This window comes from Cellulomonas cellasea, from assembly GCF_006538745.1.
Taxonomy (GTDB): domain Bacteria; phylum Actinomycetota; class Actinomycetes; order Actinomycetales; family Cellulomonadaceae; genus Cellulomonas_A; species Cellulomonas_A cellasea.
This window is the reverse complement of sequence record NZ_BJLR01000030.1, coordinates 297,758-310,847: the sequence shown is the minus strand read 5'-3', so window position 1 is coordinate 310,847 and position 13,090 is coordinate 297,758. Positions and strand designations below refer to the sequence as shown.

Annotated in this window: 12 protein-coding genes and 2 tRNA genes; 10 read left to right on the top strand and 4 right to left on the bottom strand. The window is 75.0% G+C overall.

The window, feature by feature from the left end; genetic code table 11:
* Window positions 1–150 precede the first annotated feature (150 nt).
* The 3 genes from CCE01nite_RS16660 to CCE01nite_RS16650 all read left to right on the top strand — a co-directional run bounded on the left by CCE01nite_RS16660 (window position 151) and on the right by CCE01nite_RS16650 (window position 1,694).
* Window positions 151–222: transfer RNA gene (locus CCE01nite_RS16660), tRNA-Gln, on the top strand.
* 90 nt (window positions 223–312) lie between these two features.
* Window positions 313–385 (top strand) — tRNA-Glu (locus CCE01nite_RS16655).
* 202 nt (window positions 386–587) lie between these two features.
* Window positions 588–1,694, top strand: a complete 1,107-nt coding sequence (locus tag CCE01nite_RS16650) for an FAD-dependent oxidoreductase (RefSeq protein WP_141372709.1) — start codon at window positions 588–590, stop codon at window positions 1,692–1,694.
* Window positions 1,695–1,819: 125 nt separating this feature from the next.
* Here CCE01nite_RS16650 and CCE01nite_RS16645 read toward each other — a convergent pair whose 3' ends face one another.
* On the bottom strand, window positions 1,820–2,539 hold the full coding sequence (locus CCE01nite_RS16645; RefSeq protein ID WP_034632128.1) for an IclR family transcriptional regulator: 720 nt from the start codon (window positions 2,537–2,539) through the stop codon (window positions 1,820–1,822).
* Window positions 2,540–2,639: 100 nt separating this feature from the next.
* Between CCE01nite_RS16645 and leuC the strand changes: the two genes are divergently transcribed.
* From leuC to CCE01nite_RS16620, 5 genes are all read left to right on the top strand, one after another.
* Window positions 2,640–4,094 carry a 3-isopropylmalate dehydratase large subunit gene (gene leuC / locus CCE01nite_RS16640; protein WP_034632129.1) on the top strand — a complete coding sequence of 485 codons (1,455 nt, stop codon included), beginning with the start codon at window positions 2,640–2,642 and terminating at the stop codon, window positions 4,092–4,094.
* 30 nt (window positions 4,095–4,124) lie between these two features.
* On the top strand, window positions 4,125–4,796 hold the full coding sequence (gene leuD / locus CCE01nite_RS16635) for a 3-isopropylmalate dehydratase small subunit (protein WP_034632131.1): 672 nt from the start codon (window positions 4,125–4,127) through the stop codon (window positions 4,794–4,796).
* A 122-nt stretch (window positions 4,797–4,918) separates the two neighbouring features.
* On the top strand, window positions 4,919–6,229 hold the full coding sequence (gene murA / locus CCE01nite_RS16630) for a UDP-N-acetylglucosamine 1-carboxyvinyltransferase (RefSeq protein WP_034632135.1): 1,311 nt from the start codon (window positions 4,919–4,921) through the stop codon (window positions 6,227–6,229).
* 107 nt (window positions 6,230–6,336) lie between these two features.
* Window positions 6,337–7,083, top strand: a complete 747-nt coding sequence (locus tag CCE01nite_RS16625) for a lysophospholipid acyltransferase family protein (protein ID WP_034632139.1) — start codon at window positions 6,337–6,339, stop codon at window positions 7,081–7,083.
* Window positions 7,080–8,108, top strand: coding sequence for an NAD(P)H-dependent glycerol-3-phosphate dehydrogenase (locus CCE01nite_RS16620; RefSeq protein ID WP_246056625.1), 1,029 nt, complete (start codon window positions 7,080–7,082; stop codon window positions 8,106–8,108). Before CCE01nite_RS16625 ends, CCE01nite_RS16620 begins: the two co-directional genes overlap by 4 nt.
* A 114-nt stretch (window positions 8,109–8,222) precedes the next feature.
* On the opposite strand, the gene CCE01nite_RS16615 is transcribed toward CCE01nite_RS16620, so the two are convergent.
* Window positions 8,223–9,407 carry a trans-sulfuration enzyme family protein gene (locus CCE01nite_RS16615; protein WP_034632144.1) on the bottom strand — a complete coding sequence of 395 codons (1,185 nt, stop codon included), beginning with the start codon at window positions 9,405–9,407 and terminating at the stop codon, window positions 8,223–8,225.
* A gap of 128 nt (window positions 9,408–9,535) precedes the next feature.
* Between CCE01nite_RS16615 and CCE01nite_RS16610 the strand changes: the two genes are divergently transcribed.
* On the top strand, window positions 9,536–10,684 hold the full coding sequence (locus CCE01nite_RS16610) for a D-alanine--D-alanine ligase family protein (RefSeq protein ID WP_034632149.1): 1,149 nt from the start codon (window positions 9,536–9,538) through the stop codon (window positions 10,682–10,684).
* Between the two features lie 6 nt (window positions 10,685–10,690).
* Here the strand turns inward: CCE01nite_RS16610 and CCE01nite_RS16605 are convergent, their stop codons facing one another.
* Window positions 10,691–11,221, bottom strand: a complete 531-nt coding sequence (locus tag CCE01nite_RS16605) for a GNAT family N-acetyltransferase (protein ID WP_246056623.1) — start codon at window positions 11,219–11,221, stop codon at window positions 10,691–10,693.
* Between the two features lie 86 nt (window positions 11,222–11,307).
* The gene (locus CCE01nite_RS16600) at window positions 11,308–11,931 is read right to left on the bottom strand and encodes a DUF3515 family protein (protein ID WP_246056621.1); all 624 of its coding nucleotides are present in this window, start codon (window positions 11,929–11,931) and stop codon (window positions 11,308–11,310) included.
* A gap of 131 nt (window positions 11,932–12,062) precedes the next feature.
* Between CCE01nite_RS16600 and CCE01nite_RS16595 the strand changes: the two genes are divergently transcribed.
* On the top strand, window positions 12,063–13,049 hold the full coding sequence (locus CCE01nite_RS16595; RefSeq protein WP_034632154.1) for a thiamine-phosphate kinase: 987 nt from the start codon (window positions 12,063–12,065) through the stop codon (window positions 13,047–13,049).
* Window positions 13,050–13,090 lie beyond the last annotated feature (41 nt).

The following is a 13,090-nucleotide window of genomic DNA, read 5'->3' as shown; positions in this document are numbered from 1 at the left end:
CCGCCGGCTCGGCGTCCGCGGAGGCCCCGGCGGGGATCGGGTTTGGACGGGCCTCCGGCGTCGGGTAATGTTCACCAGCGGTACGACGTCCGCGTGTGCCGCGTGACGGGCCTCGGTCCGGAACGCAACAGCGCGGAGGAGGTACCCCCATGGGGTATGGTGTAATTGGCAGCACGACTGATTCTGGTTCAGTTAGTCTAGGTTCGAGTCCTGGTACCCCAGCGCGAGCACCGCTGCGGCGGTTCTGAGATCCTCAGAGCTTCCGGTAGAGTGTTCACCCGTAGCACGCGAGCTCGCTCGCAGGCTGCATAGGCCCCCGTTGTGTAGCGGCCTAGCACGCCGCCCTCTCACGGCGGTAGCGCCGGTTCGAATCCGGTCGGGGGTACAGAGGCAAGAGCCCTGGTCAGCGAGATGCTGACCGGGGCTCTTCCGTTTGTCCGGGTGACGCGCCAGGGTGGAGGGCGCGCGGTACCGGTGCCGGTGCCGGTGCGGGCAGTGGCGCCCGCCCAGGTCGTGTGACGTCTCTCACGGCGCGGGCTCGACAGCCCGTCAGGGTGCACGGCGAGCGAGCGGCGAGGAGGTCGGCCATGACGCGTCGGGTGCTCGTCGTCGGCAGCGGGGTCGCCGGGCTCGCGACGGCACGCGCTCTGCGCTCCGCCGGGATGCACGACGTCACGGTCGTCGAGCGCCGGAGCGGCGCACCCGAGCCCGGCCTGGGGCTGAACCTCCCGGGCAACGCCGTGCGCGCGCTGGCCGCTCTGGGCGTCGCGGAGGAGGTGCTCGCGGCCGGGGTGCCCGTCCGGCGGCGCGAGTACCGCACCGACCGCGGCCGGCTGCTGTTCGCGGTGGACGAGGCGGCGTTCTGGTCGGGCGTCGCGCCGTCGGTGTGCGTGCGGCCCGGGCGGCTGCTGGACGCGCTGGGCGCCGGCCAACCCGTGCGCCGCGGGGTCGGCGTCGTGCGCGTCGTCGGGGACGCGTCCGGCGCCGAGGCGGAGCTCGAGGACGGCACGCGGGAGCCGGCCGACCTCGTCGTGGGCGCCGACGGCGTGCGGTCCGTCGTCCGCGACGCGGTCGCCCCGACCGCGGGCCGGGCGTCGGTCATGACCGCGACGAGCTGGCGCTTCGTCGTCCCGGACCCCGGGGTGGCGTGCTGGACGGCGTGGACCGGCGGCGGCCTGGCGCTCCTGCTCGTCCCCGTGGGGCCGGGTGAGGTCTACGGCTACGCGTCGAGCAGCCGCGGCGGCGGCACGGGGAGCGGGCTCGACTGGCTGGCCGCCGCGTTCGCGCGGTTCCCGGAGCCCGCGCGGCTCGCCGTCGAGGCCGCGTGCGCGCCGGGGGCGACGAGGTACCACTCGGCCGTCACCGAGGTGCGGGCGGCCACGTGGCACCGGGACCGCGTCCTGGTGCTGGGCGACGCCGCGCACGCGACGGGCCCCGTCTGGGCCCAGGGGGCGGCCGGTGCGCTCGAGGACGCCCTCGTGCTGGCAGAAGCGCTGGCCGCCGAGGACGACTGGGTGCGGGCGTGCGCGGCCTGGGAGCGGCGTCGGCGTCCGCGCGTCGCGCACGTGCAGGCGACGACCGATCGGATGTCGCGGCTCGCGGCGCTGCCGGACGCGCTCGCACGGCCGCTGGCGCCGCTCGCCGGGCCGCGGGCGTTCCGGGCGGCGTACGGGCCGCTGCGCGCGGAGCCGTGAGCCGGCAGGCGCAGCCGGGCGACGGGCGCACCGGACCGGACGTCGTGGTCGGCAGCGACGGACCGCGTGCCGGGCGACGGCGCGCGGGCAGGGGAGCCGGGGTCGGCCGCAGCCGGGCCCGCGGCTCATTCACCCGTGCGGCGCAGCACCTCCGTCAGCCGGTTGGCGGCCGAGACGACCGCGGCGGCGTGCAGGCGGCCCGGCTGGCGCGAGAGGCGCTCGAGGGGTCCGGAGATCGAGACGGCTGCGACGATGCGCCCCGACGGTCCGCGCACGGGCGCGGAGACCGACGCGACGCCGACCTCGCGCTCGGACACCGACTGGGCCCACCCGCGGCGCCGGACGCCCGAGAGGATCGTCGCCGTGAACTTGGCACCCTGGAGGCCGCGGTGCAGGCGGTCGGGCTCCTCCCAGGCGAGCAGGATCTGCGCGGCGGAGCCGGCCTGCATCGTGAGCGTCGCGCCGACGGGGATCGAGTCCCGCAGGCCGATGGGCCGCTCGGCGGCGGCGACGCAGATGCGCTGGTCACCCTGCCGGCGGTAGAGCTGGGCGCTCTCGCCGGTGTGGTCGCGCAGCGCCGTCAGGACGGGACCCGCGGCCGCGAGCAGGCGGTCCTCGCCGGCGGCCGTGGAGAGCTCCGAGAGGCGGGGTCCGAGCACGAACCGGCCCTGCATGTCGCGGGCGACGAGGCGGTGGTGCTCGAGCGCGACGGCGAGCCGGTGCGCTGTCGGGCGCGCGAGGTGGGTGGCGGTCACGAGCTGCGCGAGCGTCGCCGGACCGGCGTCGAGTGCACTGAGAACGGACGCGGCCTTGTCCAGCACGCCGACTCCGCTAGAGTTGTCCATAGGTCGATATTGGCGTCTCGTAACCTGAGACGCAAGCCGCTCGGCCTACTTACTGCCCCGCAACCATTCTCCGGCGGGGGATCACGAGAGGACCACGGACATGGCCGGCACGCTGGCAGAGAAGGTTTGGGACGCGCACATCGTGCGCCGCGGCACCGACGGCGCACCGGACCTGCTCTACATCGACCTCCACCTGGTGCACGAGGTGACCAGCCCGCAGGCGTTCGAGGGGCTCCGCCTCGCGGGCCGGACGGTGCGCCGCACCGACCTCACGCTGGCCACCGAGGACCACAACACCCCGACGCTCGACATCGACCGGCCCATCGCCGACGTGACGAGCCGCACCCAGATCCAGACGCTGCGCAACAACGCGCAGGAGTTCGGCGTGCGCATCCACTCGCTCGGCGACGCCGACCAGGGGATCGTCCACCAGGTCGGCCCGCAGCTCGGCCTCACGATGCCGGGCCTCACGGTCGTCTGCGGCGACTCGCACACCTCGACGCACGGCGCGTTCGGCGCGCTCGCGTTCGGCATCGGGACGAGCGAGGTCGAGCACGTCCTCGCGACCCAGACCCTGCCGCTCGTGCCGTTCAAGACGATGGCCATCACCGTCAACGGCACGCTGCCCTCGGGTGCCACGTCGAAGGACATCATCCTCGCGATCATCGCCAAGATCGGCACCGGCGGCGGCCAGGGCTACGTGCTCGAGTACCGCGGCGAGGCCATCAAGGCGCTGTCGATGGAAGCCCGCATGACGATCTGCAACATGTCGATCGAGGCGGGCGCCCGCGCCGGGATGATCGCGCCCGACGAGACCACGTTCGAGTACCTGAAGGGCCGCCCGCACGCGCCCGAGGGCGCCGACTGGGACGCCGCGGTCGAGTACTGGAGGACGCTGCGCACCGACGACGACGCGACGTTCGACGCCGAGGTCGTGCTCGAGGCGGCCGACCTCGAGCCGTTCGTCACGTGGGGCACCAACCCCGGCCAGGGCCTGCCGCTCTCGGGCAACGTGCCCGTCCCCGAGCAGATCGCCGACGAGAACGAGCGCCAGGCCGCCGAGCGCGCGATCGAGTACATGGGCCTGACGCCCGGCCAGCCGCTGCGCGAGATCCCGGTCGACACGGTCTTCATCGGCTCGTGCACCAACGGCCGCATCGAGGACCTGCGCTCGGTCGCCAAGCTCGTCCACGGCCGCAAGAAGGCCGACTCGGTGCGGGTGCTCGTCGTGCCCGCGTCGGCGCGCGTGCGCCTGCAGGCCGAGGCCGAGGGGCTCGACAAGATCTTCCTCGACTTCGGGGCCGAGTGGCGCAACGCCGGCTGCTCGATGTGCCTCGGCATGAACCCCGACCAGCTCGCGCCGGGGGAGCGCTCGGCGTCGACGTCGAACCGCAACTTCGAGGGCCGCCAGGGCAAGGGCGGGCGCACGCACCTCGTCTCGCCGCTCGTCGCCGGCGCGACCGCGATCCGCGGCACGCTCTCGTCGGTGGCGGACCTGGGCGCGGACGTCGTCGCCCCCGACGGCTCGCCGCTGACCGACCTGCAGCACGCCTGACCCCCGCACGCACCGGAAGCGAGAAGCACCATGGAGAAGTTCAGCCAGCACACCGGCGTCGGGGTCCCGCTGCGTCGCAGCAACGTCGACACCGACCAGATCATCCCCGCCGTCTACCTCAAGCGCGTGACGCGGACCGGCTTCGAGGACGCGCTGTTCGCGGCGTGGCGCGGGGACCCGTCCTTCGTGCTCAACCAGCCGGCGTACTCGTCGGGCTCGGTGCTCGTCGCGGGTCCCGACTTCGGCACCGGCTCGTCGCGCGAGCACGCGGTGTGGGCGCTCAAGGACTACGGCTTCAAGGTCGTCATCTCGAACCGGTTCGCCGACATCTTCCGCGGCAACTCGGGCAAGCAGGGGCTGCTCGCGGCCCAGGCGGCGCAGGAGGACATCGAGCTGATCTGGAAGGTGCTCGAGACGCGGCCGGGGACCGAGGTCACGGTCGACCTCGTCGCCCGGACGATCACGGCCGACGACGTCGTCGTCCCGTTCCACGTCGACGACTACACGCGCTGGCGCCTGCTCGAGGGGCTCGACGACATCGGCCTCACGCTCCAGCACGAGGCCGAGATCACCGCGTTCGAGGCGACGCGCGAGCCGTGGCGCCCGCGCACGCTGCCCGCCAAGCACCTGCCGCCCGTCGAGATCGAGGCCGCGCGCCCCGTCGGCGTCCCGGTCGAGCTCGGCGCGACGCGCACCGTCTGACCCGTCCGGGAACGTCCCGGTACGTCCCGCGTGTCGCCCGTCCGTGCAGGTTCTGCGCGGACGGGCGACGCGCCAGGCCCGCGGTTAGGAACCACGCGGTTCCGTGAGCGACGATGGGGACCATGACCGATCTGCTGTACGTCAACGGTGGGACCCCGCTCTCGGGGGAGATCACCGTCCGTGGCGCCAAGAACTTCGTCTCGAAGGCCATGGTCGCCGCGCTCCTCGGTGAAGGACCGAGCGTCCTGCGGAACGTCCCGCAGATCCGCGACGTGGCCGTCGTGACGGGCCTGCTCGAGCTGCACGGCGTGACCGTGACGGCCGACGACGGCACGCTGCACCTCGACCCGTCCAACGTCGAGTCCGCGCACGTCGCCGACATCGACGCCCACGCCCGCTCGAGCCGCATCCCGATCCTGTTCTGCGGCCCGCTGCTGCACCGGCTCGGCGAGGCGTTCATCCCCGATCTCGGCGGCTGCCGGATCGGTGACCGCCCGATCAACTACCACCTCGACATCCTGCGCCAGTTCGGCGCCGTCGTGGACAAGCGCGAGGGCGGCATCCACATCCGCGCGCCGCGCCGCCTCCAGGGCACCAAGATCGCGCTGCCGTACCCGAGCGTCGGGGCGACCGAGCAGCTCCTGCTCACGGCCGTGCGCGCCGAGGGGCTCACCGAGCTCTCGAACGCGGCGATCGAGCCCGAGATCATGGACCTGATCAACGTCCTGCAGAAGATGGGCGCGATCATCTCGGTCGACACCGACCGGGTCATCCGCATCGAGGGCGTCGACCGCCTCAACGGCTTCCAGCACACCGCGCTCTCGGACCGCATCGAGGCCGCGTCGTGGGCCTCCGCGGCGCTCGCGACGGGCGGCGACATCTACGTGCGCGGGGCGACCCAGCCGGAGATGACGGCGTTCCTCAACACGTTCCGCAAGGTCGGCGGCGAGTTCACCGTGGACGACGACGGGATCCGGTTCTTCCACCCCGGCGGCGACCTGCGCTCGATCGTGCTCGAGACGGACGTGCACCCCGGCTTCATGACGGACTGGCAGCAGCCGCTCGTCGTCGCGCTCACGCAGGCCAAGGGCCTGTCGATCGTCCACGAGACGGTCTACGAGAACCGCTTCGGCTTCACCGACGCGCTGCGCGGCATGGGCGCGACGATCCAGGTCTACAAGGAGTGCCTCGGCGGCTGGCCCTGCCGGTTCGGGCAGCGCAACTTCTACCACTCCGCGGTCATCTCGGGCCCGACGCCGCTCGCGGCCGCCGACATCGAGGTCCCGGACCTGCGCGGCGGGTTCAGCCACCTCATCGCGGCGCTCGCCGCGAAGGGCACGTCGTCCGTGCGGGGGATCAGCCTGATCGACCGCGGCTACGAGCACTTCATGGACAAGCTCGGTGCGCTCGGGGCGGACTTCAGCCGGGACTGACGTCGCCCGACCCCAGCCCGACCCGCGAGCCCGCACCCGTCCGGTGCGGGCTCGCGGCGCGTCCCGGGACACACCTGCTGCGAGCGGGACGGGTAGCATCCGTCAGCGTGCCAGCACCGAAGCGGTCCAACCGCGCCTACCGCAACGTCGCCCGCATCGTGCGGCCGCTGATGTTCTCGATGACCCGGGCCGACTGGCACGGGACCGAGCACCTGCCGACGTCGGGCGGGTTCATCGCAGCGGCGAACCACATGACCGAGATCGACCCGCTCACGTTCGCGCACTACCTGTGGGACGCCGGCTTCGCGCCGCGCATCCTCGCGAAGGACCCGCTGTTCCGGGTCCCGGTGCTCGGCAAGGTCCTGCACGCGACGGGCCAGATCCCCGTCTACCGGGGCAGCAGCGACGCCGGGCGCTCGCTCGAGGCCGGGGTCCAGGCGCTGCGCGACGGCGAGTGCGTCGCGGTGTTCCCCGAGGGGACGCTGACCCGCGAGCCCGCGCTGTGGCCCATGAACGGCAAGACCGGCGTCGCGCGGCTCGCGCTCACCACGCAGGTGCCGGTGATCCCCGTCGCGCAGTGGGGCCCGCAGGACGTCCTCGGGCGGTACTCCAAGGTGCTCAAGCCGTTCCCGCGCAAGAAGGTCACGATCGTCGCCGGCCCGCCCGTGGTGCTCGACGACCTCTACGGCCGGCCGCAGGACACCGCGACGCTGCGCGAGGCGACCGAGCGGATCATGGCCGCCATCACGGTCCTGCTCGAGGGGATCCGCGGCGAGAAGGCCCCGGAGACGCGCTACGACATGCGCCGGGCGAAGCAGGGCGGCGACGGCTCGGCGAAGCCGGGGACCCCGTGACGGAGCAGGCGACCGGGGAGCACGCCGTGCGCGCCACGGTGCTGGGCTCGGGCGCGTGGGGGACGACCTTCGCGGCGGTCCTCGCGGACGCCGGCTGCGACGTCACCGTCTGGGGGCGCAGCGCCGCGACGTGCGAGCAGATCGCGCGCGAGCACCGCAACGAGGCCTACCTGCCGGGGATCCGGCTGCCCGACGCCGTGACCGCGACGACCGACGCACGGGCGGCGCTCGCGGGCGCCGAACTCGTGGCCATCGCGATCCCGTCGCAGAGCGCGCGCGCGACGCTCGAGCCGCTGCGGGACGCGTTCCCGGCCGGCGCCGTGGCCGTCTCGCTCATGAAGGGCGTCGAACTCGCGACCGACCGGCGCATGAGCCAGGTCGTCGCCGAGGCGCTCGGGCTGCCCGACGAGCGCGTCGCCGTCGTCTCCGGCCCCAACCTCGCGCGCGAGATCGCCCAGCGCCAGCCCACCGCGACCGTCGTGGCGTCGTCGAGCGACGCGACCGCACGGCTCGTGGCGCAGGCGTGCGCGTCGTCGTACTTCCGGCCCTACACGAACGACGACGTCGTCGGGGTCGAGCTCTGCGGGGCGGTCAAGAACGTCATCGCGCTCGCGGTCGGGATCTCGCAGGGGCGCGGCCTCGGCTTCAACACCATGGCCACCGTCATCACGCGCGGCCTCGTCGAGATCACCCGCCTGGGCCTCGCGCTCGGGGCCGACGCCGACACGTTCCCCGGGCTCGCGGGCATGGGCGACCTCATGGCCACGTGCGCGTCGCCGGACTCCCGCAACCACACGCTCGGCGTGCACCTGGGGCAGGGCATGACGCTCGCCGAGGCCATCGAGGCGACGGGCGGGACCGCCGAGGGCGTCAAGAGCTCACGCTCGGTGCTCGAGCTCGCGACGAGCGTGGGCGTCGAGATGCCGATCACGTCCGCCGTCGTGCAGGTCGTGCACGAGGGGCTGCCCGTCGACCGGCTCGCGAGCCTCCTGCTGGCCCGGCCGCACAAGGCCGAGGGCGTCTGACCGCTCCGGCCGACGCCGGCGCGGTGTCGGCCCCGGGGCACCCGGGTCCGGCGCCGCGCCGCACCCACTCCGGCGAGGCAGGTCGGCCTGGCCGGTCCCGGAGGGCCCGCCCGGTCAGCCCTCCGCGCGCTGCGCCGCGGTGAGCGCCTGGTCGAGGTCGGCCCACAGGTCCTCGACGTCCTCGATGCCGACCGAGAGCCGCAACAGGTCCTCGGGCACGGTCGGCGACTCGGTCGCGAACCGGCGCCGGCGCTCGAGCATCGAGTCGACGCCGCCGAGGCTCGTCGCGGGGACCCACAGGCGGACCGCGTCCACGACCGCGTCGGCCGCGGCGACTCCGCCGCGCGGGACGACGCCGAGGATCGCGCCGTACCCGTTCATCTGCGCCGTCGCGCGCGCGTGGCCGGGGTCGTCCGGCAGGCTCGGGTGGCGCACGAGCGCGACGCCGGGATGGTCCGCGAGCCGGCGGGCGAGCTCCGCGGCGTTGGCCTGCGCGCGCTCGACGCGCAGGGCGAGCGTCCGGACCCCGCGGAGCGCGAGCCACACCTCGAACGGGCCGGCGATGCCGCCGTGCATCGTGCGGTAGGCGTGCAGCCGGGCGTGGAGGTCGTCGTCGTCCGCGAGGGCCGCGCCGAGCACGACGTCGCTGTGCCCTGCGAGGTACTTGGTCACCGAGTGCACGACGACGTCGGCGCCGTGCTCGAACGGCCGCTGGACGAGCGGGGTCGCGAACGTGTTGTCGACCGCGACGAGCGCGCCCGCGTCGTGCGCGCCCGCGACCAGCGCGGGCAGGTCGGCGACCTCGAGCATCGGGTTCGTCGGGGACTCGACCCACAGCAGGTCGGCCGCCCGCCCGCCGGCGTCGCCGCGCACCGCAGCGAGGACCTCCTCCGTCCGGTCGATGTCGACGAGCTGCACCTCGACGCCCGAGCGCTCGGCGAGGTCGCGCGCGTAGCCGAGGGACACCTGGTACGCGTGGCGCGGCATCACGAGGCGCCCGCCGGGCGGCACGAGCGAGAGCGCGGCGGCGATCGCGGCCATCCCGGAGGCGAAGACGAGCGCGGGGTGCGTCGACCCCTCGAGCCGGCCGAGGGTCTCCTCGAACGGGTGCCACGCCTCGGTGTCGATGCGCCCGTACAGCGGGTCGCCCGGTCCCGGGACCCCGGCCGAGACGAACGTGGACGTCAGCACGACGGGCGGGTTGAGCGGTGCCCCGGGCGTGCGGGGCGGGCGCCCGGCCGTCACGGCGAGGGTCGCCGGGGCGACGGAGGGGTGGGCTGCGGTGTGGTCGTCGAGCACGGACCCAGGGTAGTCGGGGCACGGCGGCCGGCGTCCCGCCGCTCGCTCGGCGACCGCTCGACGACCGCTCGGTGGCCGGTCGCCGGACCGCGTCCGGGGGCCGGTCGGGGCCGGTAGGGTCGGGCGCGATGGAGACGACCCCGCCCCCGCTCGACGTCCCTGCGACCGGACCGCGCCCGCGCGTGCTGCTGCTGTTCGGCGGCCGCTCCGGGGAGCACGCGATCAGCTGCGCGACCGCCGGCGGCGTGCTCCGCGCGATCGACCGCAGCAGCTACGACGTCCTCCCGGTCGGCATCACGCCCGGGGGGCGCTGGGTCCTCGTCGAGGACGACCCGGACCTCTGGTCGATCGTCGACGGGCGGCTCCCCGAGGTCGTCGACGGTCCCCGGCGGGTGCTGCTGCCGCAGGCCGCCGACGAGGACGCGGTCCGGGTGCTCGAGGCCGGGCTGCTGCCGCGGGACATCGGGCAGGTCGACGTCGTCTTCCCCCTGCTGCACGGCCCGTTCGGTGAGGACGGCACGCTGCAGGGCATGCTCGAGCTCGCGGACGTGCGCTACGTCGGCGCGGGCGTGCTCGCGTCCGCCGTCGGCATGGACAAGCACGTGATGAAGCTCGTGCTCGCGGGCCAGGGGCTGCCCGTCGCACCGTTCGTGGTGCTCCGGCCCGGTGACTTCGGGCGCGACCCCGAGGGCTGGACGCAGCAGGTGCGGGGCCTCGGGCTGCCGGTCTACGTCAAGCCCGCGCGGGCCGGGTCGAGCCTCGGGATCTCCCGGGTCGACGACCTCGCGGACCTGCCCGCCGCCGTCGCGGAGGCCGAGCGCCACGACCCCAAGGTGCTCGTCGAGACCGGCATCTCCGGGCGCGAGATCGAGTGCGCGGTGCTCGGCGGGCGCCACGGCGCGCGTGCCCGGGCGTCGCTGCCGGGCGAGATCGTCGTGAGCGACGCCAAGAACGGGTTCTACGACTTCGAGGCCAAGTACCTCGACGAGAGCGCGGTCGAGCTCACGTGCCCCGCCGACCTGCCGGGCGACCTCGTCGCGCAGGTGCAGGACGTCGCGGTCCGCACGTTCGAGGCCGTGAGCTGCGAGGGTCTCGCGCGCGTCGACGTCTTCGTCACCCCGGACGGCGAGGTCGTCGTCAACGAGATCAACACGATGCCGGGCTTCACGCCGTTCTCGATGTACCCGCGCATGTGGGAGGCGACGGGGCTCACGTACCCCGACCTCATCGACGAGCTGCTGCGCCTCGCGCTCGAGCGGCCGACCGGGCTGCGCTGAGGGCGGTCAGGCGCGCTCGGCGACCGGTGCCGGCGGAGTCGGGACGAGGTCCTCGGCCGGTGCGAGCCGAGGGTCGACGACGCGCGTCATGAAGGTGCTGTGCGGGCTCGGCAGGTAGGCGGCGAACGGCCCGCACTCCGCGAAGCCGGCGCGCGCGTACAGCGCCCGGGCCGGGGCGAAGCCGGGCTGCGACCCCGTCTCGAGGCTCACCCGCTCGAGCCCCCGCTCGCGCGCGAGGCCGAGCAGGTGGTCGAGCAGCGCACGCCCGACGCCGCGACCGCGCGCCTCCTCGGCTGTGTGCATCGACTTGACCTCGGCGTGCGTCGCGTCGAGCTGCTTGAGCGCCGCGACGCCGAGCAGGACACCCTCCGAGCGCAGGCTCACGAACGTGACGGACGGGTCGACGAGCCCGTCGACGTCGAGCGCGTGCACGTCCTCGGGCGGGCTCTGCGCGTTCATGAGCGCGAGGTGCCGCTCGAGCAGCTGGCGCACGTCGGGGGCGCGGGGGTCGTCCGGGGCGATGACGCTCGTCTGCACGGCGCACACCGTACCCGGCGGCCGCCTCCCGTCCCGGTGGCGGTCCGCCGCCGCCTCGGTCGACGCACGCGTCGGTCCGCCCGAGGTCAGCTCGTGAGCCCCAGGCAGGTGCGCTCGGGCGCGAGCAGGTCGACGGCCGGGCCGAGCTGGTCGAGGAACGACGTCGAGCGCTCCGAGACGACCTCCGCGGGCACGACGACCTCGATCGCCGGCTCGCGCCCGTACGTCGTGAAGGTCCAGTCCGTCGCGCCGACCGTGCCGCCGCCGGTCACGCCGTCGGACGGTGCGTCCGGCGCCTCCGCACCCTCGGGGGCGTCCGTGGCCGCGCCCGGGTCCACCTCGTCGTCGGCCGGCACCGCGAGCCAGTCGACGCTCGGGCCGCCCGGCGTCTCGACCGTCACGCACCGGTCGGTCGTCGGCCCGGGGGGCTCGACACCGCAGCGCAGCACGATCGGCGACGTCGCGGTGCCCCACGCGGTGCTGGCCTGGCTCGACGTCGCGAGCTGCGGGAGCCCACCGAGCTCGGGCGGCAGCGCGAGCACGACGCGCGCGCACTCCGGGACGTGGCCGTAGGGGGCCTCGGCGACCGAGACCGTGGGCGCACAGCCGGCGACCGCCACGAGCACCGCGACGCCCCCGATCCCGGACGCACGCCGCGCGCACCGGTGACGGGGAGCGCGAGGGGTGGGAGGCGGGGGTCTGCGGTGCACGCCCTCACGCTAACCCGCCGACCCAGGGCCGCCGACCGGGCGCCGACCTGCCGCCGACCGGCCTGCGTCCCCGCCGCGGACCCCCGTCGCGCACACCCCGCACCGCGTCGACCGGGATAGCGTGGCCCGTCGTGAGCGCCCCCGACGAGCCGACCGTGGCCGACCTGTCCGAGGACGAGCTGCTCGCCCGGATCTTCCCGCACCTGCCGCGCGGCTCACGGACGCTCGTGCCGCCGGGCGACGACGCCGCGGTCGTGCGGGCGCCGGACGGCCGGGTCGTCGTCTCGACCGACGTGCTCGTCGAAGGTCGGCACTTCCGCCGGGACTGGTCCGGCGGTGAGGACGTCGGGCGCCGGGCGGCCGCGCAGAACCTCGCGGACGTCGCCGCGATGGGTGCCGTGCCGACCGCGCTCGTCGTCGCGCTCGTCGCGCCCGGGGACCTCGCGGCGTCGTGGGTGTCCGGGCTCGCGCGCGGGCTGGGGGCGGCCTGCGCGCCGCTCGACGTGGGCGTCGTCGGGGGAGACCTCTCGGGCGGTCCCGCGGTCGTGGTCGCGGTGACGGTGCACGGCGACCTGGGTGGACGCGCGCCGGTCCTGCGCTCGGGCGCGCGCCCCGGGGACGTCGTCGCGCACGCGGGGGTGCAGGGGCGCTCGGCCGCCGGGCTGGCCCTCCTGCTCGCGGGCCGCGGCGACGCCGACCCGGGGCTCGTCGAGGCCTACCTGCGACCCGACCCGCCGCTCCTCGCGGGCCCGGTCGCGGCGGACGCCGGCGCGACCGCGATGCTCGACGTGTCCGACGGTCTGCTGCGCGACGCCGGCCGGATCGCCCGGGCGAGCGGCGTCGTGCTGGACCTCGACGAGCCGAGCTCCGCGTTCGCGGGTGACCTGGAGCGCCTGGCGGACGCCGCCGGACTGCTCGGCGCCGACCCGCGCGAGTGGGTGCTCACAGGCGGCGAGGACCACGGGCTGCTCGCGACGTTCCCGCCGGGAACGGTGCTGCCGGCGCCGTTCCGTGCGGTCGGCCGCGTGCTCCCGGTCGGGTCGGGGGCTGCCGGCGTGCTCGTCGAGGGGCGGGAGCCGGACGCGCGGACGACCGGGTGGGACCACTTCGCGACGTGAGCCGCGGGTGCGACTGCGTCGCGCGGTGAGCCCAGGTGGGA

Excerpts from the sequence above, each read along its gene's own strand:
- CCE01nite_RS16650 (WP_141372709.1), top strand. The coding sequence starts at position 588 with ATGACGCGTCGGGTGCTCGTCGTCGGCAGCGGGGTCGCCGGGCTCGCG.
- leuC (WP_034632129.1), top strand. The coding sequence starts at position 2,640 with ATGGCCGGCACGCTGGCAGAGAAGGTTTGGGACGCGCACATCGTGCGC.
- murA (WP_034632135.1), top strand. The coding sequence starts at position 4,919 with ATGACCGATCTGCTGTACGTCAACGGTGGGACCCCGCTCTCGGGGGAG.
- leuD (WP_034632131.1), top strand. The coding sequence starts at position 4,125 with ATGGAGAAGTTCAGCCAGCACACCGGCGTCGGGGTCCCGCTGCGTCGC.
- CCE01nite_RS16610 (WP_034632149.1), top strand. The coding sequence starts at position 9,536 with ATGGAGACGACCCCGCCCCCGCTCGACGTCCCTGCGACCGGACCGCGC.
- CCE01nite_RS16645 (WP_034632128.1), bottom strand. The coding sequence starts at position 2,539 with ATGGACAACTCTAGCGGAGTCGGCGTGCTGGACAAGGCCGCGTCCGTT.